18 protein-coding genes and 2 riboswitches are annotated in these 20416 nt (G+C 60.5%); of the genes, 10 read left to right on the forward strand and 8 right to left on the reverse strand.

Features of this window, described 5'->3' with window-relative positions:
• Positions 1-61 precede the first annotated feature (61 nt).
• From AMM41_RS16660 to cfa, 5 genes are all read right to left on the reverse strand, one after another.
• Positions 62-361, reverse strand: a complete 300-nt coding sequence (locus AMM41_RS16660; protein ID WP_089961644.1) for a hypothetical protein — start codon at positions 359-361, stop codon at positions 62-64.
• A gap of 37 nt (positions 362-398) precedes the next feature.
• Complete coding sequence (gene ahpF, locus AMM41_RS16665) at positions 399-2003, reverse strand: alkyl hydroperoxide reductase subunit F (protein ID WP_089961840.1); 1605 nt, start codon at positions 2001-2003, stop codon at positions 399-401.
• Between the two features lie 162 nt (positions 2004-2165).
• On the reverse strand, positions 2166-2732 hold the full coding sequence (gene ahpC, locus AMM41_RS16670; protein WP_089961842.1) for an alkyl hydroperoxide reductase subunit C: 567 nt from the start codon (positions 2730-2732) through the stop codon (positions 2166-2168).
• A 127-nt stretch (positions 2733-2859) separates the two neighbouring features.
• Complete coding sequence (locus tag AMM41_RS16675) at positions 2860-3306, reverse strand: DUF423 domain-containing protein (protein ID WP_194944834.1); 447 nt, start codon at positions 3304-3306, stop codon at positions 2860-2862.
• A gap of 97 nt (positions 3307-3403) precedes the next feature.
• Positions 3404-4579, reverse strand: coding sequence for a cyclopropane fatty acyl phospholipid synthase (gene cfa / locus AMM41_RS16680; protein WP_089961654.1), 1176 nt, complete (start codon positions 4577-4579; stop codon positions 3404-3406).
• A gap of 249 nt (positions 4580-4828) precedes the next feature.
• Between cfa and AMM41_RS16685 the strand changes: the two genes are divergently transcribed.
• Together AMM41_RS16685 and AMM41_RS16690 are read left to right on the forward strand one after the other, a co-directional pair.
• On the forward strand, positions 4829-5587 hold the full coding sequence (locus tag AMM41_RS16685; RefSeq protein ID WP_089961658.1) for a 3-hydroxyacyl-CoA dehydrogenase: 759 nt from the start codon (positions 4829-4831) through the stop codon (positions 5585-5587).
• Positions 5588-5731: 144 nt separating this feature from the next.
• Positions 5732-7546, forward strand: a complete 1815-nt coding sequence (locus AMM41_RS16690) for a gamma-glutamyltransferase family protein (protein ID WP_089961662.1) — start codon at positions 5732-5734, stop codon at positions 7544-7546.
• 24 nt (positions 7547-7570) lie between these two features.
• On the opposite strand, the gene AMM41_RS16695 is transcribed toward AMM41_RS16690, so the two are convergent.
• Positions 7571-8254, reverse strand: a complete 684-nt coding sequence (locus tag AMM41_RS16695) for a TetR/AcrR family transcriptional regulator (protein WP_228769327.1) — start codon at positions 8252-8254, stop codon at positions 7571-7573.
• A gap of 99 nt (positions 8255-8353) precedes the next feature.
• On the opposite strand from AMM41_RS16695, the gene AMM41_RS16700 reads away from it, so the two are divergent.
• Positions 8354-9250: a metal-dependent hydrolase gene (locus AMM41_RS16700; protein WP_089961671.1), complete on the forward strand. Its 897-nt coding sequence runs from the start codon at positions 8354-8356 to the stop codon at positions 9248-9250.
• Positions 9251-9295: 45 nt separating this feature from the next.
• Here the strand turns inward: AMM41_RS16700 and AMM41_RS16705 are convergent, their stop codons facing one another.
• Together AMM41_RS16705 and AMM41_RS16710 are read right to left on the reverse strand one after the other, a co-directional pair.
• A complete protein-coding gene (locus tag AMM41_RS16705) occupies positions 9296-9718 on the reverse strand; it encodes an acyl-CoA thioesterase (protein WP_089961676.1) in 423 nt (140 codons plus the stop codon).
• Between the two features lie 10 nt (positions 9719-9728).
• Positions 9729-10511, reverse strand: coding sequence for an SDR family oxidoreductase (locus AMM41_RS16710; RefSeq protein WP_089961680.1), 783 nt, complete (start codon positions 10509-10511; stop codon positions 9729-9731).
• Between the two features lie 162 nt (positions 10512-10673).
• Here AMM41_RS16710 and AMM41_RS16715 point away from each other — a divergent pair, with 162 nt between their 5' ends.
• The 7 genes from AMM41_RS16715 to gcvP all read left to right on the forward strand — a co-directional run bounded on the left by AMM41_RS16715 (position 10674) and on the right by gcvP (position 20390).
• On the forward strand, positions 10674-12365 hold the full coding sequence (locus AMM41_RS16715; RefSeq protein ID WP_089961684.1) for an electron transfer flavoprotein-ubiquinone oxidoreductase: 1692 nt from the start codon (positions 10674-10676) through the stop codon (positions 12363-12365).
• A gap of 189 nt (positions 12366-12554) precedes the next feature.
• Positions 12555-13526 (forward strand): TRAP transporter substrate-binding protein, encoded by a 972-nt coding sequence (locus AMM41_RS16720; protein WP_089961689.1) that lies wholly within the window; start codon positions 12555-12557, stop codon positions 13524-13526.
• A gap of 71 nt (positions 13527-13597) precedes the next feature.
• Entirely contained in the window at positions 13598-14092 is a 495-nt protein-coding gene (locus tag AMM41_RS16725; protein ID WP_089961694.1) for a TRAP transporter small permease, read from the forward strand.
• Positions 14089-15366 carry a TRAP transporter large permease gene (locus AMM41_RS16730; protein WP_089961697.1) on the forward strand — a complete coding sequence of 426 codons (1278 nt, stop codon included), beginning with the start codon at positions 14089-14091 and terminating at the stop codon, positions 15364-15366. Before AMM41_RS16725 ends, AMM41_RS16730 begins: the two co-directional genes overlap by 4 nt.
• Before the next feature lie 9 nt (positions 15367-15375).
• Positions 15376-15493: riboswitch (glycine riboswitch) on the forward strand.
• Between the two features lie 11 nt (positions 15494-15504).
• Positions 15505-15637, forward strand: a riboswitch (glycine riboswitch).
• A gap of 45 nt (positions 15638-15682) precedes the next feature.
• On the forward strand, positions 15683-16822 hold the full coding sequence (gene gcvT, locus AMM41_RS16735) for a glycine cleavage system aminomethyltransferase GcvT (protein ID WP_089961845.1): 1140 nt from the start codon (positions 15683-15685) through the stop codon (positions 16820-16822).
• A 117-nt stretch (positions 16823-16939) separates the two neighbouring features.
• Positions 16940-17305 (forward strand): glycine cleavage system protein GcvH, encoded by a 366-nt coding sequence (gcvH, locus tag AMM41_RS16740; protein WP_089961700.1) that lies wholly within the window; start codon positions 16940-16942, stop codon positions 17303-17305.
• A 178-nt stretch (positions 17306-17483) separates the two neighbouring features.
• Positions 17484-20390: an aminomethyl-transferring glycine dehydrogenase gene (gene gcvP, locus AMM41_RS16745; RefSeq protein ID WP_089961703.1), complete on the forward strand. Its 2907-nt coding sequence runs from the start codon at positions 17484-17486 to the stop codon at positions 20388-20390.
• Positions 20391-20416: the final 26 nt, after the last annotated feature.

A 20416-nucleotide genomic window follows, 5' to 3' on the forward strand; every position in this document is an offset into this window, starting at 1 on the left:
GCATGCCGGGCGTGAAGTTCTCAAGACCTAGCGTGAAAGCCCCGCTGGCAGCCGTAGCCATTCACAAAAATTTGACCCGCCTCTGCAAGGCCTGCAGCGTCACTTGCGGGGCAGACACCCCAGCCCCCACCACCACACCCACCCCCGCCACCGGGGCCAGGCTGTCGAGCTGAAAACGGCCCACGCCCGGGGTCTGGCGAATGAAGCATTTTTCGTCGAAAAACAAACGGTCCCCATTCGCATCGATCTCGTCGCTGTCGATGGTTTCAAAACCGATCAGCTGACGGATCGCCTCCAGCCCGCCGTCCCAAGGGACGGGGGTGATGGTTTTGGCGGTGGGGTCGATCACAAAACACGTCATCACAGGTCTCCTGGTGAGGTTAAAAAAAACCGCCAGCTTAAACGGCTTCGGCTTGTGCGGGGGTTGTGGCGTCAGTCACCGGCAAAGCAGGCATGCGGATCAGGTGGTCAAAAGCGCTCAAGGCGGCTTTGGCGCCCTCGCCTGCGGCAATGACAATCTGCTTGTAAGGCACGGTGGTGCAGTCACCGGCTGCAAACACGCCGGACACATTGGTGTGGCCTTTGGCGTCCACCACGATCTCGCCGAACTTGCTCAGCTCCAGAGTGCCTTTGAGGAATTCGGTGTTGGGCACCAGGCCAATTTGCACGAACACGCCTTCCAGCTCCACCCAGTGGTCATCACCCGTGATGCGGTCTTTGTAACGAATGCCGTTGACCTTGCCGTCCGCGCCGGTGATTTCGGTGGTCTGGGCGTTGGTGTGCACCGTGACGTTGGGCAGGCTCTTGAGCTTGCTCACCAAGACCGCGTCGGCCTTGAGCTGGTCGGCAAATTCAAACACCGTGACGTGGGCCACGATGCCGGCCAGGTCAATCGCCGCTTCGATGCCGGAGTTGCCGCCGCCAATCACCGCCGTGCGCTTGCCCTTGAACAAGGGGCCGTCGCAGTGCGGGCAGTAGGCCACGCCTTTGTTTTTGTACTCTTGCTCCCCGGGCACGTTCACATTGCGCCAGCGGGCACCGGTGGACAAGATCACCGAGCGGGCTTTCAAGCTGGCGCCATTGGCCATCTGCACTTCGATCAGGCCGCCGGGCTGGCTGGCGGGAATGATTTTGTCGGCACGCTGCAAGTTCATGATGTCCACTTCGTAGTGGCGCACCTGCGCTTCCAGAGCCGCTGCAAACTTGGGGCCGTCAGTTTCCAGAACCGAGATGTAGTTCTCGATGGCCATGGTGTCGTTGGTCTGGCCGCCAAAACGCTCGGCAGCCACACCCACACGGATGCCTTTGCGGGCCGCGTACACAGCAGCGGCCGCACCGGCGGGGCCACCGCCCACGATCAACACGTCAAACGGGTCTTTGGCGCTGAGCTTGGCGGCGTCGCGCTCACCGGCGTTGGTGTCGAGCTTGGCGACGATTTCTTCCACCGACATGCGGCCCGAGCCGAACACCTGACCGTTCAAGAACACCATGGGCACGGCCATGATCTGGCGTGCTTCGACTTCGGCTTGGAAGGCACCGCCTTCGATGACCACGGTCTTCACATTCGGGTTCACGATGGCCATGAGCGACAGCGCCTGCACCACGTCGGGGCAGTTGTGGCAGCTGAGCGACATGTAGACCTCGAAATTGAAGTTGCCTTCCAGCGCTTTGATGCTGTCAATGACGTCGGCCTCGACCTTGGGTGGGTGCCCACCGGTCCAGAGCAAGGCCAACACCAGCGATGTGAATTCGTGGCCCAGAGGCAAACCGGCAAAGCGCACGCCGGTGCTTTGACCTTCACGCGCCACCACAAAAGATGGCTTGCGAGCGTCGTGGCCAGAGGTGTCCAGTGAGACTTTGTCAGACAGACCCACGATGGTTTCCAACAGTTGCTTCATCTCCACGCCCGTCTCGCTGTCGTCGAGCGAGGCGATCAGGCGAATCGGATGGCGCAACAGGGCCAGGTATTGCTGCAATTGGGCTTTGAGGGTGTCGTCGAGCATGGTGTTCTCCGGTTTCAGGCTGCATTCGTCCCAGGCCCACGCTTGTGGCGGGGCCTCGAACAGAGGGGGTTGGGGGAAATCGCTGAGGACAGCACACATCGGGCTTGTGGCCCTGTTGTGCTGTACTCAACGCCCTGCAATACAGGGCGCAGACGTCAAGATTTAGATCTTGCCGACCAGGTCGATGGAAGGAGCCAAAGTCTTGGCGCCTTCTTTCCACTTGGCGGGGCACACTTGGCCGGGGTTGGCGGCGGTGTACTGAGCGGCTTTGAGCTTGCGCAGGGTCTCGGACACGTCGCGGGCGATCTCGTTGGAGTGCACTTCGGCGGTCTTGATCATGCCTTCGGGGTTGATGATGAAGGTGCCGCGCAGTGCCAAGCCTTCTTCTTCAATGTGCACGCCAAATGCGCGTGTCAGGGTGTGTGTAGGGTCGCCAACCAAGGGGAACTTGGCCTTGCCCACGGCAGGCGAAGTCTCGTGCCAGACTTTGTGCGAGAAGTGGGTGTCGGTGGTCACGATGTAGACCTCGGCACCGGCTTTCTGGAACTCGGCGTAGTTGTCAGCGGCGTCTTCGATTTCGGTGGGGCAGTTGAAGGTGAAGGCTGCGGGCATGAAAATCAGCACAGACCACTCGCCCTTGAGGGTTTCGTTGGACACTTGCACGAACTTGCCGTTGTGAAAGGCCTGGGTCTTGAAAGGCTGAACTTGGGTATTGATCAAAGAGGACATGGTCATTTCCTTGTGGTGGTTAATAAAAACTATCGAATGAGAAAACTCATTGGTCGCAATCATAAAACAACCTAGGGTTTCTACTCATGAGTAGTTTCTATCGACCTCATAGGAAAAAGCTTTCAACTCAAGCCCGTCGATTTACTCTTCCAAACCCCTGCACCAAACCCAGGGCCAAAGCCAGCCAAGCGAATATCCACGCCGCGCCGCCCCATGGCACCATGGACCGCAAAGTATCCCAAGCCCACACATGCCTGGCATAAAGGTTGAAACTGAACAAAAGCAAACCGATCAGCATGAGCCAGCCCGCCGCCTGCAGCCAACGCGAAGGCCTGCAAACCCGCAGCGCCAGCCCCGTGAACAACAAACCCAGCGAATGAAATTGCTGCTGGCTCAAAGCGGTTTGCACCGCCGTGGGCACGCCTGCGGCAAAGACCGGCAAATGCGCAAAGGCGGCGCTGAACACCACGCTGGTGCAGGCACTGATCGCCCCCAGGGCCAGAAACCACCGGGCCGACAAGGGCCAGACTTGGGGCACGGAAAAGGACGACGGAGCAGACGAAGGGCTGGACATGGGGGGCTGCGCATCAAGCGAAAAATGGAAACAGCGCATTGAAACACGGCTTTGTGCGGCTGATTGGATTTTCGTCAGTGACTGCGCCGCCATCCCCTCACACCAGCGGCCTGCGGTAGCCCCCCGCGTGGCCGCTGGGCGACAGCACCACCTGCCACAGCTGGTTGTCACGCGCCCTGAAAGTGCCCGCACAGCACAGCAGGTAATAGCGCCACATGCGGTAAAAGCGCTCGCCATAGCGGTCTTTCAGCGCAGGCCATGCCGCCTCAAAGCGCTCATGCCAGGCCATCAGGGTCTTGTCGTAGTCCTCGCCCAAGTTGTGCCAGTCTTCCATGACGAAATCATCTTCGCTGTAGAACGCGATTTCAGAGGCAGAGGGCAACGCTCCATTGGGAAAAATGTATTTTTCAACCCAGGGGTCAATCCCCGACCCCGCCCTGTTTTTGCCGATGGTTTGCAGCAAAAACAAGCCGTCGTCACGCAAGCAACGCCGGGCCATGTCAAAGTAAGCGCGGTAGTTTTTGTGCCCCACATGCTCGAACATGCCCACCGAGGCGATGCGGTCAAAGCGCTGCTCACCCTTCAGGTTGAACTGCCGGTAATCGGTCAACTCAAAACGGATGGGCAAATCCCGCGACTTTTCTGCGCCCAGCCGGGCTTGCGCTTTGGACACCGTCAGCCCCACGCACTGCACCCGGTAATGCCGGGCCGCAAACAGCATCAAACTGCCCCAGCCGCAACCGATGTCCAGCAGCGTCATGCCCGGTCGCAGCTGCAGCTTTTGGCAAATCAGGTCCAACTTGGCCTCTTGCGCCTGAGCCAAGGTTTGGGCCACCGGCCAATAGCCGCAGCTGTAGGCCATGGAAGGGTCCAGCATGGCCTCGTACAAATCGTTGCCCAAGTCGTAATGCACCTCCCCCACCTGCCAAGCCCGGTGTGGCGACTGCAAATTGGTCAGCCGCGCCTTGAGCGATGCCCACAGCCACCCGGCCCGACCCACCTGCTCGTCCAGCCGCGCCCGCAAAATCCGGGTGATCAACTCGTCCACCTCGTCGCAGTCCCACCAGCCGTCCATATAACTTTCCCCCAAGCCCAGACTGCCCCGCGTCAGGATGCGGTCAAACGTGGCCGGGTGATGCACCCGCATGTCCCAAGGTCGGCCGCCCCCGACACGGATATCGGCCGTGGCCAACAAGGCACACGCCTGACGCCAGTTGTCGTCGGTGCGCTCCAAAACCGTTTCATTCCTGTCCCACGAGAGTTCTGAAGCCATGCGGTTCTCCTGTCATGATGCCAACCGGGTCATGCACCCGTGACCTTGTCCATGCTAAAAAAACTGGCGCTGTTTGCACATCCGACCAAACCGGTACGGACCTACCGTGTTTGCGGTAAGTGCACTCGATGGGGCACAGGGATGGCCGATTTGCTGGGCCTCTTTTTATGACGGGCTGCCCTTCGCTCGCCCGTGACCAAAGGGCATAATTGACGTTGACGTAACGTCAATCAAATTCAGGAGCGAAACATGGACATTCAAGGCAAGGTTTTCATCGTCACTGGCGGCGCATCGGGTCTGGGCGAAGGCACAGCGCGCATGCTGGCGGCCAACGGCGGCAAGGTGGTGATCGCCGACATGCAGGCTGAAAAGGGCGAAGCGATTGCCAAAGAACTGGGGGGCGCTTTCGTCAAGTGCGACGTGAGCAACGAGGCAGACGGTCAAGCCGTGGTGGCACAGGCCGTGTCCATGGGCAAACTCATGGGCCTCATCAACTGCGCAGGCATCGCCCCGGCCGAAAAAACCGTGGGCAAAAACGGCGCACACAGCCTGGCCGTCTACACCAAGACCATCATGGTCAACCTGGTGGGCACCTTCAACATGATTCGCCTGGCGTCTGAAGCCATGTGCAAAAACGAGCCCGAAGCCACAGGCGAGCGCGGCGTGCTGATCAGCACCGCCAGCGTGGCCGCCTATGACGGCCAGATCGGCCAAGCGGCTTATGCCGCGTCCAAAGGCGGCGTGGTCGGCATGACACTGCCCATTGCCCGTGACCTGGCCCGCAACGGCATCCGCAACATGACGATTGCCCCCGGCATCTTCGGCACCCCCATGCTGTTTGGCATGCCGCAAGAAGTGCAAGACGCCCTGGCCGCTGGTGTGCCCTTCCCCAGCCGACTGGGCACCCCGCAGGACTACGCCAAATTGGCCAAACACATCATCGAAAACGACATGCTCAACGGCGAAGTGATCCGTCTGGATGGCGCGATCCGCTTGGCTCCGAAGTGAGCTGTTGCGCTCAGGTGGACTGTTGACAGGCCCTGCGGGGCCTGTTTTTTTTCGGGGCTACAACTCCGATCAGGTCTGCGTGAATACCCGAACAGGTGCAAATTAAGACAAGGATCGCTGTCATCATCTCCCCACGGAGGATCCATGAAAATCAACTTGCCATTAAGCCTGACGGTCATGGCGCTTTTGAGCGCCTGCACCACCCAGCCACCCGCCAATGCCCTGCGCTACAGCGTGCCAGATCTTGCCATCCAGCCCGAGGCGGCCAGTGGCAACACGGCCAAACCCGGCTGGGCCTACACGCGCCAGGCCGTGGCTGCAGCCAACCCGCTGGCCACCGATGCGGGGCACCAGGTGCTGCGCGCAGGCGGCTCGGCGCTGGATGCGGCCATTGCCGTGCAGATGGTGCTGGGCCTGGTGGAGCCGCAGTCGAGTGGCATTGGCGGCGGCGCGTTTTTGCTGCACTTTGATGGCCAAAAAGTCACCGCGCACGACGGGCGCGAAACCGCTCCGGCTGGTGCCCGCGCAGAGATGTTCATGGACCAAGGCCAACCGCTGCCGTTCGCGGATGCCGTGCAAAGCGGCCATTCGGTGGGCGTGCCCGGCGCGGTGCGCATGCTGGAGGTGGCGCACCGCCAACACGGCCGCCTGCCTTGGGCGCAGTTGTTGGCACCTGCCATCACGCTGGCCGAGCAAGGCTTTCGGGTCAGCCCCCGTTTGCACGCCTTGCTGAACGCCGACGCACTGCTCAAAAAAGATCCCCTGGCCCTGCGCTTTTTCTACCAAGCCGATGGCCAGGCCTGGCCCGTGGGCCATGTGCTGCGCAACCCCGAATACGCCCATGTGCTGCGCGCGATCGCCCAAGCGGGCAGCCGCGCCCTGCACGAAGGGCCGGTGGCGGCAGCCATGGTGGCGCGCACCGCACAAGCACCACGCCCCGGCACCCTCAGCCTGCAAGACCTGGCCAGCTACCAGCCCCGCATGCGCGAGGCCCTGTGTTTTGACCACACGGCCGCATCGCGGGCTTACCGCATTTGCGGCTTTCCGCCACCGTCTTCAGGACAGATCGCCATAGGCCAAATTTTGGGCATGCTGGGCCACACCCAATCCCAAGGCCCCGAGCTGGCAGGCGGCCTGCCCTCGCCCGACTGGCTGCACCGCTACACCGAAGCCTCGCGCCTGGCTTTTGCCGACCGGGCGCAGTACGTGGCCGACCCGGATTTTGTGAGCGCACCCGCTGGTGACTGGCGCAGCATGCTGGCCCCCGACTATCTGCAAAAACGCAGTCAGCTCATCGGTGCACAGGCCATGAAAGCGGCCCCCGCAGGCCAGCCCGGAGGCCAAACCACCAGCTTCGCCCCCATGCCCACACAAACCGAGTACGGCACCAGCCACATCAGCGTGGTCGATGCCCAAGGCCGCGCCGTGGCCATGACCACCACCATCGAAGCCGCTTTTGGCTCGCGCCGCATGGTCACCACCGACCCCACTCGCCCTGGTGGCTTTTTGCTCAACAACGAGTTGACCGATTTCAGCCTGGTCCCTGCCGACGCGCAGGGCCGCCCCATCGCCAACCGGGTCGAGCCCGGCAAACGCCCTCGCTCGTCCATGTCGCCCACCCTGGTGTTCGACAAGGCCACAGGCCAACTGCTCATGAGCGGCGGCAGCCCCGGGGGCGCGGCCATCATCCACTACACCGCCAAGCTGCTCACGGGCACGCTGCACTGGGGCCTGAACGCGCAGCAAGCGATTGACCTGCCCAACTTCGGCTCGCTGGGCGGCCCCACTTTGCTGGAAGCCCAACGCTTTGAGCGCAGCACCATCGAAGCCCTCAAGGCGCGTGGCCACGAGGTGCGCGAAATGGAGATGACCAGCGGCTTGCAAGCCATTGAACGCACCCCCAAAGGGTGGTTTGGTGGGGCCGACCCCCGACGTGAAGGCATCGTGCAAGGTGATTGATGCGCGGCCAGCGCAAGGCCCGGTTCAAACAGATCGGCTGGTGTCCCGGGCCAGCACGGCCCAAGCCATTTGCAGCAAAGCAGCCTCAAATGCCGGGCTGCCCAACAGGGGTGATTTTTCCAGGCTGGCACTGCGCAAGGTGCCAATCACCGAACGGGTCAGCACAAACCATTGCGCCGAGCTCGGTGAATGCAAGGCGGGATGCTGGATGCGCTCGAAAAAAATGGCCAAGCGCTCCGACACCTGCCTGACGGCGCTGGCGGTCTCCTCAGGCTGCTCCAGCGTCCAGCACGTCCGAATCAGGCTCTGACTGAGGCCCTCCCCGGTGGCAAAACCGCGAATCAAAATGCGGATGGCTTTGCCCAGAAGTTCACGGCCATCAACTTGCTGCACATCGTGCTGGTTTTCCAGTTCACTCAAATAGCGCTCAAGCGCTTGCAGCACCAAATCTTGCCCCCTTGCGGCCATGGCCCGCATCAAGGCCTCTTTGCTGGGGAAGTATTGGTACAGCGTGCCAATCGAAAATCCGGCGGCGGCGGCCACTTTGTTCGTGGTCAAACCGCCCTCACCGTCCTTGTCCAAAATCTGAGCAGCGGCTTTGAACAAGGTTTGCATGGTTTGCTGCGATCTGGCCTGCGATGGCTGGCGACGCAGGCTGGACGGGGCTTTGGCAGACGGGGTCGCTTTGGCGGTTTTGGCTGAAGCCATGAAAAAGCCCTTCAAAAAATGTGAGCAGATCGCGAGTTGCAAGGTCTTTGCAAAACCTGAACAATGCTCATATTCTGATCGATCACGCAAGGCACTCCCATGAGCACACACGCAAACTCCCCCACTGAATTGACCGTTCGTCGCTTGAGCGTGGACCTGAGCCAAGGGTTTTCTCGCCACTGGAACGGTGGCGACGCCTTCATGACGGCTTATGCCAACGCCTTGTCCATGAGCTTTCCGGTGGGCGAACAATCCTTCATCGACGCGGTCAAGAACGGTGCCAAAGCCTTGCCCGACACGCCAGAAAACGCTGACCTGAAAAGTGTCGCGAAAGGTTTTATTGGGCAAGAAGCCACCCACCGCCACCTGCACGCCCTCTACAACGCCCACCTTGAAAAGCAAGGCTTGGTCAACCATTGGGGCCCCCGCGCAGAGCGCCGTCTGAAAAAAGGCCGTGAAGAGTTTTTCAGCAAAAGCGACAAGGGCTATTTGCACGAATTGGCCATCACGGCCGCTTTTGAGCACTACACCTCGATTTTTGGCGACCTGACTCTCGAGCGCATGGACCAGCCCGGCGACTGGTTCGCCGGGGCGCAAGAGCCCCTGAAAACCTTGTGGCGTTGGCACGCGGCCGAAGAATCCGAGCACAAATGCGTGGCCTTTGACCTGTACCAACGCCTGGGCGGCAACCACGCTTGGCGCATGCGCTGGTTTTGGTACGTCACGGTGCAATTCAGCACCGACGTGTTTCGCCAGACGGTCAACAACCTGTGGCACGACAAGACGCTCTTCAAGCCCTCCACTTGGTGGTCGGCCAGCAAGTTCTTGTTTGGCCGTCACGGCATGGTCTGGCGAGTGGCCAAACCCGTTTGGGAATACACCCGCAAAGACTTTCACCCCATGCAAGTGGGCAGCGACACCTTGTCGAAAGATTGGCTGGAAAACCATGCCGACCAATGGCGTGCGGTGGGTTCAGCGACCCAGGCTGCGGCTTAAGGCATTCGCGCACGGGGGTGCGCTCCCACAAAACAGCAACCACGCTCAGTCGCTGACCAAAGCCCGCACCCAGTCGGGCAAAGTCACGGCTTTTTGATTCGGAAAATCCACCCAAATCGTTGTGGCCCCGCCTGCGGCAAAGATCACACCAGGCTGGTCGGTGCGCTCCAGCGTGCACCAGCTTTCAAACGTGGTGCGACCGGGGTCACTGACAAACATCTTGGCCAGGATGTCGCCCGGAAACTCGAACTGTTTGTAGAAGTTGCAAAACGCGTTCACGATGACCGGCCCCTGGCCTTGCGGGTTGACCTGGCAACCAATGGCCTCAAACCAGTCGATGCGCAGTGTCTCCATGTAGCGGAAATACACCGTGTTGTTGACGTGGCCCATGGCGTCCATGTCACCCCATCGGATGGGGATGACCAACTCAAACACTTGCTTTTTGTGCTCAGGCAGCTCCAGCTTCATGGCTTGGCCCTCACACCGCGAAGCCGTCGTCGGCTGACACCACCGCGCCGTTGATGAAGTGGCTCTGGTCGCTGGCCAGCAGCATCAGCAAAGCGTCCAAATCTTGCGGTTGGCCCACACGTTTGCGCGGCAGCATGCTGATGAGTTTTTGGCCCTGCTCGGTCTGCCAGTGGTGGTGGTTGATTTCGGTGTCGATGTAGCCCGGGCAAATCGCGTTCACGTTGATGCCGAACTTGCCCCACTCCACCGCAAAAGCCTTGGTCATCTGGATCACGGCGGCCTTGCTCATGCAGTACACACCAATTTGCGGCAAAACTTTCAGGCCCGCCATCGAGGCGATGTTGATGATGCGCCCGCCCGTGAAGCTGCCAGGCGCCGCCCCCTTGGCTCGGGCCAGCATGCGTTTGCCCACTTCTTGCGCCACAAAAAACGCGCCGCGCACGTTGGTGTTCATGATGAAGTCGTAGTCGTCTTCCGTCACGTCCTGGATGCGCTGGGTGGTGCTCACGCCCGAGTTGTTCACCAAAATGTCGATGCTGCCCATCTCGGTTTCGGCATGCGCCACGGCCGCTGCAATGCTGTGGCGGTCGGTCACGTCCATCTCGACCACATGCGCGTCGCCGCCAGCGGCTTCGATCTCGGCCCGCAAGTCCTTGAGCTTTTCGATACGGCGGCTGGCCAACACCACGCCCGCGCCTGCTGCGGCCAGGGTTTTGGCAAATTGAGCCCCCAAACCACCCGAAGCGCCCGTCACCAGGGCCACGCGGCCGGACAAATCGATTTCATAAGCCATGACAACTCCTTCAAGAATGAACCCCTGCGGGCAAAAACGGTTGACGCCATTGTGCGGGGCAAGCCGGGCAGAGCCGCATAAAATGAGTCACACGCCCGACACTCTCCCTGAACCACCCCGTGTGGGCATTTGTTTTGACCCCTTGCACTTAAAGAGAAGTTCATGAGCCCCGAAGAAATCCTGAGCACTTACGGCCCCCGCGAATCCATGGAATACGACGTGGTCGTGGTTGGCGGCGGCCCCGGCGGCCTGTCCACGGCGATCCGCCTCAAGCAATTGGCCGCTGAAAAAGGCACCGACGTGTCGGTCGTTGTCCTGGAAAAAGGCGGTGAGCCCGGTGCGCACATCTTGTCGGGCGCCATCATGGACCCCAAGGCCCTGACCGAACTTTTGCCCAACTGGAAAGAACTGGGCGCCCCGCTCAACCAACCGGTGACCGATGACGCCTGGAGCTTCTTGAGCGAGACCGGCGCGACCCGCACCCCCGGCATTTTCTTGCCCGAGTGTGCACAAAACCACGGCAACTACATCATCAGCCTGTCCAATTTCACCCGCTGGCTGGGCCAGCAGGCCGAAAACCTGGGTGTGGAAATCTTTCCTGGCTTCACCGCCGCCGAAGTGCTCTACAACGACGACGGCTCGGTCAAAGGCGTGGCCACCGGCAATATGGGCATCGGCAAAGATGGTGAGCCCACAGAAAACTTCCAGCTGGGCATGGAGCTGCACGCCAAGTACACCGTGTTCGCCGAAGGCGCACGCGGCCACCTGGGCAAGCAGCTGATCGCCAAATACAAGCTCGACGAAGGCCGTGATCCACAAACCTACGGCATCGGCATCAAGGAAGTCTGGGAAATCGACCCCTCACGCCACACCCCCGGTTTTGTCATGCACACCGCTGGCTGGCCCATGAACAACGACACCTACGGTGGCGCCTTTATGTACCACATGGAAGACAACAAAATCGCCATCGGCTACGTGGTGGGTCTGGACTACGCCAACCCCTGGCTCAGCCCGTTTGAAGAATTCCAGCGCTGGAAAACCCACAACAACATCAAGTGGTATTTCACCAACGACCAAGGCGAAGTCAACGCCAAGCGCATAGGTTACGGCGCACGCGCCATCACCGCTGGCGGTCTGATGAGTCTGCCCAAGACCGTGTTCCCAGGCGGTGCGCTGGTCGGTTGTGATGCCGGTTACCTCAACGTCAGCCGCATCAAAGGCAGCCACGCCGCCATCAAGACCGGCATGCTGGCCGCCGAAGCCGCTTACGACGCCATCGTGGCCGGCCGCCAGCACGACGAGCTGAGTGCCTACCCCGAAGCGTTTGAAGCCAGCTGGCTCTACACCGAGCTCAACAAATCGCGCAACTTCAAGACTTGGTTCAAGAAGGGCCTCACGGTGGCCACCCTCATGAATGGCTTTGAGCAGTTCGTGCTGCGCGGCCACATTCCCTGGACACTGCGGCGCGACAAGGCCGACCACACCTATCTGAAGCCTGCGGCCGATTGCCCCAAGATCGACTACCCCAAGCCCGATGGCAAGCTCACCTTCGACCGCTTGAGCAGCGTGTTCATCAGCAACACCAACCACGAAGAAAACCAGCCCGCCCACCTGACGCTCAAGGATGCCTCGGTGCCTGTCAGCATCAACCTGTCCAAATACGCTGGCCCAGAGAGTCGCTACTGCCCTGCTGGCGTTTATGAGTTCGTGAAAAACGAAGACAACTCAGACCGCCTGCAGATCAACGCGCAAAACTGCGTGCACTGCAAAACCTGCGACATCAAGGACCCCACGCAAAACATCATCTGGGTCACTCCCGAAGGCGGCGGCGGCCCCAACTACACAGGCATGTAAGTCCTGCGCATTCAGTTCAAGAGGCCCTGCGGGGCCTCTTTTTTTCGACTCGACCCCGCTACGTCGCCAATGCAACAGCAACCCCGCGAAAACCCTAGGCCAAACGGCCAATGATCACACCATAATCAACTTGTATGACAAGTTGATTCGCAGCTTGTTGTTGTCCATCGATCCACGAGGAGCTTTCGAATGAAATTGAGCAAACTGATGTTGGGCCTGAGTTTGGCCATGGGTATCCTGACCACCGCCTCTGCGCAAATCACCATGCGCAACAGCATCTCTGTCGGCCAGAACTCCCACCAGGGCGAAGCCATCGACACCTTGGCCAAAGAAGTTGAAAAGCGCACCAATGGTCGCATCAAGATACAGAACTTCTATTCGGCCTCATTGGGCTCAGAGCGTGAGTCGATTGAGTCGGTGCAATTGGGCACGCAAGAGTTGACTACTACCTCAACGGGCCCCGTGCCCAACTTTGTGCCCGAGACACGAATCTTGGACGTGCCTTTCCTGTTCCGCGACAAAGCCCATGCACGCGCTGTGCTGGATGGTCCTATCGGACAAGAATTGCTGGCCACATTCGAGCCTAAGGGCATGAAAGCCCTGGCTTGGGGTGAAAACGGTGTGCGCCACATGACCAACAGCAAACGCGCTGTTAACAGTCCAGATGACCTCAAAGGCCTGAAGATGCGTACCATGGAAAACTCTGTTCACGTGGCCGCCTACAAAAGCTTGGGCATCGTGACCACACCCATGGCTTTCGCCGAAGTGTTCACCGCTTTGCAACAAGGCACTGTGGATGGTCAAGAAAACCCCCTGTCGGTCATCATGGCAGCCAACTTTGATCAGGTACAAAAGCACCTGACACTGACAGGCCATGTCTACTCGCCTGCTGTGATCTTGATGAACAAGGGCACGTTTGACAAGCTCAGTGCCGCCGATAAAAAGATCTTTTTGGACTCCGCCAAAGAGGCCGTCAAGGTCAACCGCGCCCGTGTAGACAAGGACGATGCCAATGGCGTGGCCGAGCTGCGCAAAAAAGGCATGACCATCATCGAGAACGTGGACAAGTCCAAGTTTGTCGCCACCATGGGTCCAGCCATGGCCGAGTTTGAAAAACAGTTCGGCAAGGCCAACCTGGACCGCATTCGCAACTTCAAGTGATTTGAGCCCTCTGGCAACGCCCGACCGGTTTAGGCTGGCGGGCGTTTTTCAATTTGGCCGAGAAACGCCCCATGAAACAATTATTTTTACGCTTTGAGCAATGGACCACCGCCATCTCGATGATGGTCGCCTGCGCGATGATGGCACTGGCCTCGGCTTTTGCCATTCACCAAATTGTGACGCGCTTCATCCTCGAGTCTCCGGCGGAGTGGACCGAGGTGTTGATCCGATTCAGCCTGATCTGGATGGTGTTTCTTGGCATTCCCACCGCTTTTCGCACCGGCTCCATGGTCAGCGTCGACTTGCTGTACCGCTTGAGCGGTCACCGCATGCAGCGCGTTTTGGACGCCGTGGTGGCCATTTCGGCCCTGGTGCTGTGCGGCATCATTTTGTGGTGGGGCTGGGACTACACCAACCGGGGCAGTGTGCAGTCCATGATTGGTCTTGAGGGTGTTTCCATGTTCTGGGCCTACTTGGCACTGCCCGTGGGCGCTGTGTTCAGCATCATTGGCATCATTGGTTTTTGGCTGGATCCCCAGCGGATGGAATTGGAGAGCGCACAATGAGTTCAGCCATGCTTTTCACGATGCTGCTGTGCTTTGCACTGACGGTATCGGTGGCAGTTTCGATTGGTTTGTCGGCGATAGTTGGCATCCAAATCGCCAACGCCAACATGCTCATTTCCGTCAAGGAAATGTTCAACTCGATCAACAAGTTTCCCCTGGCGGCCATTCCCTTCTTTATTTTGGCGGGCAACCTGATGGAGACCGGCGGCATTTCTCGCCGCTTGGTCGAATTTGCCAAGAGCATTGTGGGTGGTGTCCAGGGGGGCTTGCCCATGACCTGCGTGCTGACTTGCATGATTTTTGCAGCCGTCTCGGGCTCCTCGGTGGCCACCACCTTCGCCGTCGGTGCCATCTTGATTCCGGCCCTGATCAAACACGGTTACCCCAGGCCTTGGGCTACCGCCTTGCAAGCCACCTCGGCCGAGCTGGGCGTGATCATCCCCCCGTCCATTCCCATGATCTTGTTTGGCGTCTCTGCCGAAGTTTCGATTGGTGAATTGTTTGTCGCGGGTGTCGGCCCTGGCCTGCTCATTGGCGGTGCCCTGATGCTGTTCGTCTGGCTTTACTCCAAGTACATGGGTTGGGGCAAAAATGATGGAGACGGTCGCTTGAGCTTTGGCAAGGCCACTTGGCAAGCCAGCTGGGCTTTGCTCATGCCGGTGATTGTGCTCGGCGGCATTTATGGCGGCGTCTTCACACCCACCGAAGCAGCGGCCGTGGCGGTGCTTTACTCCTTCATTGTGGGCACCGTGATCTACCGCGAAATCGGCTTCAAGGACATGTACAACATCCTGCGCAAGTCGGTCATTTCAAGCGCGGTGATCATGTTCATCATCGCCAATGCCGGTTTGTTTGCATTCATGATCACCCGTGCCGGTGTGCCAGCGGCCATTGGTGCCTGGCTGCAAGAGGTGTTGCAGTCGCCCATGTATTTCTTGCTGGGCATCAATGCGGCCTTGTTCATCATCGGCATGTTCATCGAGACCAGCGCGGCCATCATCGTGTTGGCCCCGATCCTGGTGCCAGTGGCGATGCACTTTGGCATCGACCCGATCCACTTTGGCATGGTGATGATCGTCAACCTGGCCCTGGGCATGATCACCCCGCCCTTTGGCGTGAACCTGTTTGCCGCGTGTACGGTGGCTAGGATTTCGCTGGACCGGATCATCAAAGACCTGATCCCCTTCATCGGGGTCATCTTGGGCTGTTTGCTGCTGATCAGCTACGTGCCCGAGATATCCTTGACCTTGCGAGACTGGATTTACAACAAATAAAGCTAGAATCCACCCCTGTCAGGAGAGTGCCTGACTTGTCTTCCCTTGTGAAACAAGTCAGGCCGCCGAAGGCGCAGGCGGTTTGAAAAACTGCTGAACGCTCAGGCAAAAGGACTGACAAAACGCTTTTCATCAAGGCGTTACCTCACTGGAGAGAGGTGCCGGGCCATCGGGCCACGGCATCCACCGAAGGAGCAACCCGCAGAACGTTTGGCTTTTGGGCTGAAGGTTACCGGCGAATCTCTCAGGTAAAGCGGACAGCGAGGGCAAGCGCCACAGCATGTGCTGTGGTTTTTCATTGCCCTTGGAGTTTTTTGTGACCGCTGCTGCCGACCTGCTCACTACCCCTTTGAACGCGCTGCACACCGAGCTGGGCGCACGCATGGTGCCTTTTGCCGGTTACAGCATGCCGGTGCAATACCCCGCTGGCCTGGTCGCCGAGCACCACCACACCCGCAACGCGGCAGGCTTGTTCGACGTCTCACACATGGGCCAGTTGTGCCTGAGCGGCCCGGACGCCGCAGCCGCCTTCGAGAGCTTGATGCCGGTGGATGTGATGGGACTTGGCGTGAACAAACAGCGCTACGGCCTGCTCCTCAATGACGAGGGCGGCATCATCGACGACCTGATGTTTGTGAACCGCGATGTGGCCAACGGTGGCGACATTTTTGTGATCGTCAACGGTGCCTGCAAACACGGCGATTTGGCCCATATCCAAGAGCGCATGGGCAACCGCTGCACCATCACGCCGCAATTTGACCGCGCCTTGCTGGCCCTGCAGGGCCCGCAAGCGGTGACCGCCTTGCAACGCCTGTTGCCCGGTGTGGAAAAACTGGTGTTCATGACCGGCGCGGCCTTTGAAGTGGATGGCGCAGACCTGTACGTGACCCGCAGCGGCTACACCGGCGAAGACGGTTTCGAAATTTCCCTGCCCGACCACGCGGCTGAGGCCTTTGCCCGCCGCCTGCTGGCCCAGCCCGAGGTCAAGCCGATTGGCCTGGGTGCTCGCAACTCGCTGCGCTTGGAGGCCGGGCTGTGCCTGTATGGCAACGACATCGACACCACCACCACCCCGGTCGAAGCGGGCCTGAACTGGGCCATGCAAAAGGTGCGCCGCACAGGTGGCGCGCGGGCGGGCGGCTTTCCCGGTGCCGACAAAATTTTGGCGCAGCTCGACGGCACAGCCCCGGCGCAGCGCTTGCGTGTGGGCCTGGTGGGCCTGGAGCGCGTGCCGGTGCGCGAGCATGTCGAGTTGCACAACGACGCCGGTCAAAAAGTGGGAGAAGTCACCAGCGGCTTGCTCGCCCCCACCGCCGATCGGCCTGTGGCGCTGGCCTATGTGCAGGCAGAATATGCGCCAGCAGGCACACGCCTGAACGCCATGGTGCGCGGCAAAGCCGTGCTCATGGAAGTCAGCGCCCTGCCCTTCGTGCCCAACCGCTATTTCCGCGGCTAAAGGCACATTGAATCGTTAATCGGGGTCAGATCCCAATTAAATCCACACACTCATTCAAGCCAAACAATTGGGATCTGACCCCGATTTAATTTCCAAACACACACCAGGAGCCCCCTCATGATCAAGTACACCGAAGACCACGAATGGTTGCAAATTGACGGTGACACCGCCGTCGTCGGCATCACCCACCACGCGCAAGATGCGCTGGGTGATGTGGTTTTTGTGGACCTGCCCGAAGTCGGCAAGTCTTTTGCGGCCAAAGAAGTCGCTGGCGTGGTCGAGTCGGTCAAGGCCGCCGCCGACGTTTACATGCCCGTGGACGGCGAAGTCACCGAGGTGAATGAAGAACTGCGCGGCGACCCATCACTCGCCAACACCGACCCGCTGGGCAAAGGCTGGTTCTTCAAGGTCAAGTTAAGCAACCCGGCGCAAACCGATGCCCTGCTGGACGAGACGGCTTACAAGCAGTTTTCTGCTGGCTGAACCTGCTCATGTCACCCCGGACTTGATCCGGGGTTCATCTTGTCAAGGACGATGGTCGCCAATGAAAGACATGGATGCCCGATCTGGTCGGGCATGACAAACACCACGCCCTCCCATCCAGAACCTTGGGCAAATGGCACACCGTGCCACTTGCCGAAAGTTTTAAACGGAGCCACACATGCTGATGTCCACCCTCAAGCCCTTGGGCGAACTCGAAAACCCGTCCGAATTCATCGCCCGCCACATTGGCATCAGCGCTGCCGACGAACAGCACATGCTCAGCGTGATCGGCGAGGCCTCGCGCCGCGCCCTGATCGAGTCCATCGTGCCGCGCAGCATCGCCCGCGCCCAGGCCATGGACTTGCCCGCCCCGGTGACCGAGGCCGCCGCACTGGCCGAACTCAAAAGCATGGCGCAGCAAAACCAGTTGCTCAAGAGCTTCATCGGCCAGGGCTATTACGGCACGCACACGCCGGGTGTGATCCTGCGCAACATTCTGGAAAACCCCGCTTGGTACACCGCTTACACGCCCTACCAGGCCGAGATTTCACAAGGCCGCATGGAAGCGTTGGTCAACTTCCAGACCATGGTGACCGACCTGACGGCCATGGACATCGCCAACGCCTCCATGCTCGACGAGGCCACGGCCGCTGCCGAGGCCATGACCTTGGCGATGCGCACCGTCAAAAGCAAAAGCAAGATCTTCGTGGTCTCGCGCGCCTGCCACCCGCAAACCATCGAAGTGATCCAGACGCGTGCCCAACCCCTGGGCATTGAGGTGCTGGTGCCCCAGAGTGCTGACGCCTTCACCGCTGCGCTGGACGGCGAACACTTTGCCGCGCTGGTGCAGTACCCCTGCAGCACCGGGCTGGTCGAAGACCTCAGTGGCTACGCCGCCCAAAGCCACGCGCAAACCGCCGCACTCATCGTGGCCGCTGACCTGCTGGCGCTCACCCTGCTCAAGGCCCCAGGCGAGATGGGTGCCGACATCGTGGTCGGCACCACGCAACGCTTGGGCATGCCCATGGGCGCAGGCGGGCCGCACGCCGCCTTCATGGCCTGCCGCGACGCCTACAAACGCTCGCTGCCCGGCCGCTTGGTCGGCGTGAGTGTGGACGTGCATGGCAAACCCGCCTACCGCCTGGCACTGCAAACCCGCGAGCAACACATCCGCCGCGAAAAAGCCACGAGCAACATCTGCACCGCGCAGGTCTTGCCCGCCGTGGTCGCCAGCATGTACGCCGTGTACCACGGCCCCGAAGGCTTGAAGCGCATTGCCCGTCGCGTGGCGGCTTACACCGCGATCTTCGCGCAAGGCCTGCAGAGCCTGGGCTTCAAGCTGCGCAAAGAAACCGCCTTTGACACCGTGTGGATCGCCATCGGCGAATCCTCGGCCTCGCTCATCGAACGGGCCCGGCAGGCGGGCATGAACCTGCGCAAGGCTTGTGACAAGAGCGTGTCGATCTCGCTGGACGAGACCACCACGCGCGAGGACATCCAAGCCCTGTGGCAAGTGTTCGCCGCCGAATCCGCCACCCCGGGCCAATCTCTGCCCAGCTTCGATGCGTTTGAAAAAGGCGTCGAGCCGCTGATCCCAACCGAGCTGCGCCGCACCAGCGATTTCCTCACGCACCCGGTGTTCAACCGCTACCACTCCGAGACCGGCATGTTGCGCTACATCCGCCAGCTGTCCGACAAGGACCTGGCGCTCGACCGCAGCATGATCCCGCTGGGCAGCTGCACCATGAAGCTCAACGCGACCAGCGAGATGATCCCCATCACCTGGCCCGAGTTCGCGGACGTCCACCCCTTCGCTCCAACTGAGCAACTCAAGGGCTACGCCCAACTTGACCAGCAACTGCGCGACTGGCTGTGCCAGGCCACCGGCTACAAAGGCATCAGCCTGCAGCCCAATGCCGGATCGCAAGGCGAATACGCCGGTCTCTTGGTCATTCAGGCCTACCACCGCGCCCAAGGCCAAGGCCACCGCAACATCTGCCTGATCCCGTCCAGCGCACACGGCACCAACCCCGCCAGCGCCCAGATGGTCGGCATGACCGTTGTCGTGACCAAGTGCGATGAAAACGGCAACGTGGACATGGCCGACCTGCAGGCCAAGTGCGAGCAGCACAGCGCCAACTTGGCCGCAGTGATGATCACCTACCCCAGCACACACGGTGTGTTCGAGACCCAAGTCAAGCAGCTCTGCGAGCTGGTGCACCAGCACGGTGGTCGTGTGTATGTGGATGGCGCCAACATGAACGCCCTGGTGGGTGTGGCTGCGCCCGGCGAGTTTGGCGGCGACGTGAGCCACCTGAACCTGCACAAAACCTTCTGCATTCCGCACGGCGGTGGCGGCCCCGGCGTCGGCCCGGTGTGCGTGGTGGAAGACCTGGTGCCCTATCTGCCCGGCCACGCCACAGGCGGCGTGCCGGTCAACGGTGTGGGGGCAGTCAGCGCAGCACCGCTGGGCAATGCCGCCGTGCTGCCCATCAGCTGGATGTACTGCCGCATGATGGGCGCCGAGGGCCTGAAACACGCCACCGAGTCGGCCATTTTGGCGGCCAACTACATCAGCAAGCGCCTGGCACCCCACTACCCCACGCTGTACGCCAGCGACAACGGCCATGTGGCCCACGAGTGCATCCTGGACCTGCGCCACTTCAAGGAAAGCTGCGGCGTCATGGCCGAGGACGTGGCCAAACGTTTGATGGACTATGGCTTTCACGCACCCACGCTGAGCTTCCCTGTGGCCAACACCCTGATGGTGGAGCCCACCGAAAGCGAAACACTCGAAGAGATCGACCGTTTCATCGACGCGATGATCGCCATCCGCGAAGAAATCCGCCAAGTCGAAGCCGGCACCTGGCCACAAGACAACAACCCGCTGAAACACGCGCCGCACACCGCAGACAGCCTGCTCGGCAGCGAATGGGCCCGCCCCTACAGCCGAGAGATCGCTGCCGCCCAAGCGCAGCGCGTGCCGGGCAGCGTGAAGTACTGGCCCCAGGTGGGCCGGGTTGACAACGTCTACGGTGACCGCAACCTGTTTTGCAGCTGCATTCCGCTGAGCGACTACGCCTGATACAAGCGCAAAGGAAGAGCCACACA

Source organism: Limnohabitans sp. 2KL-3, from assembly GCF_001269405.1.
GTDB lineage: Bacteria > Pseudomonadota > Gammaproteobacteria > Burkholderiales > Burkholderiaceae_C > Limnohabitans_A.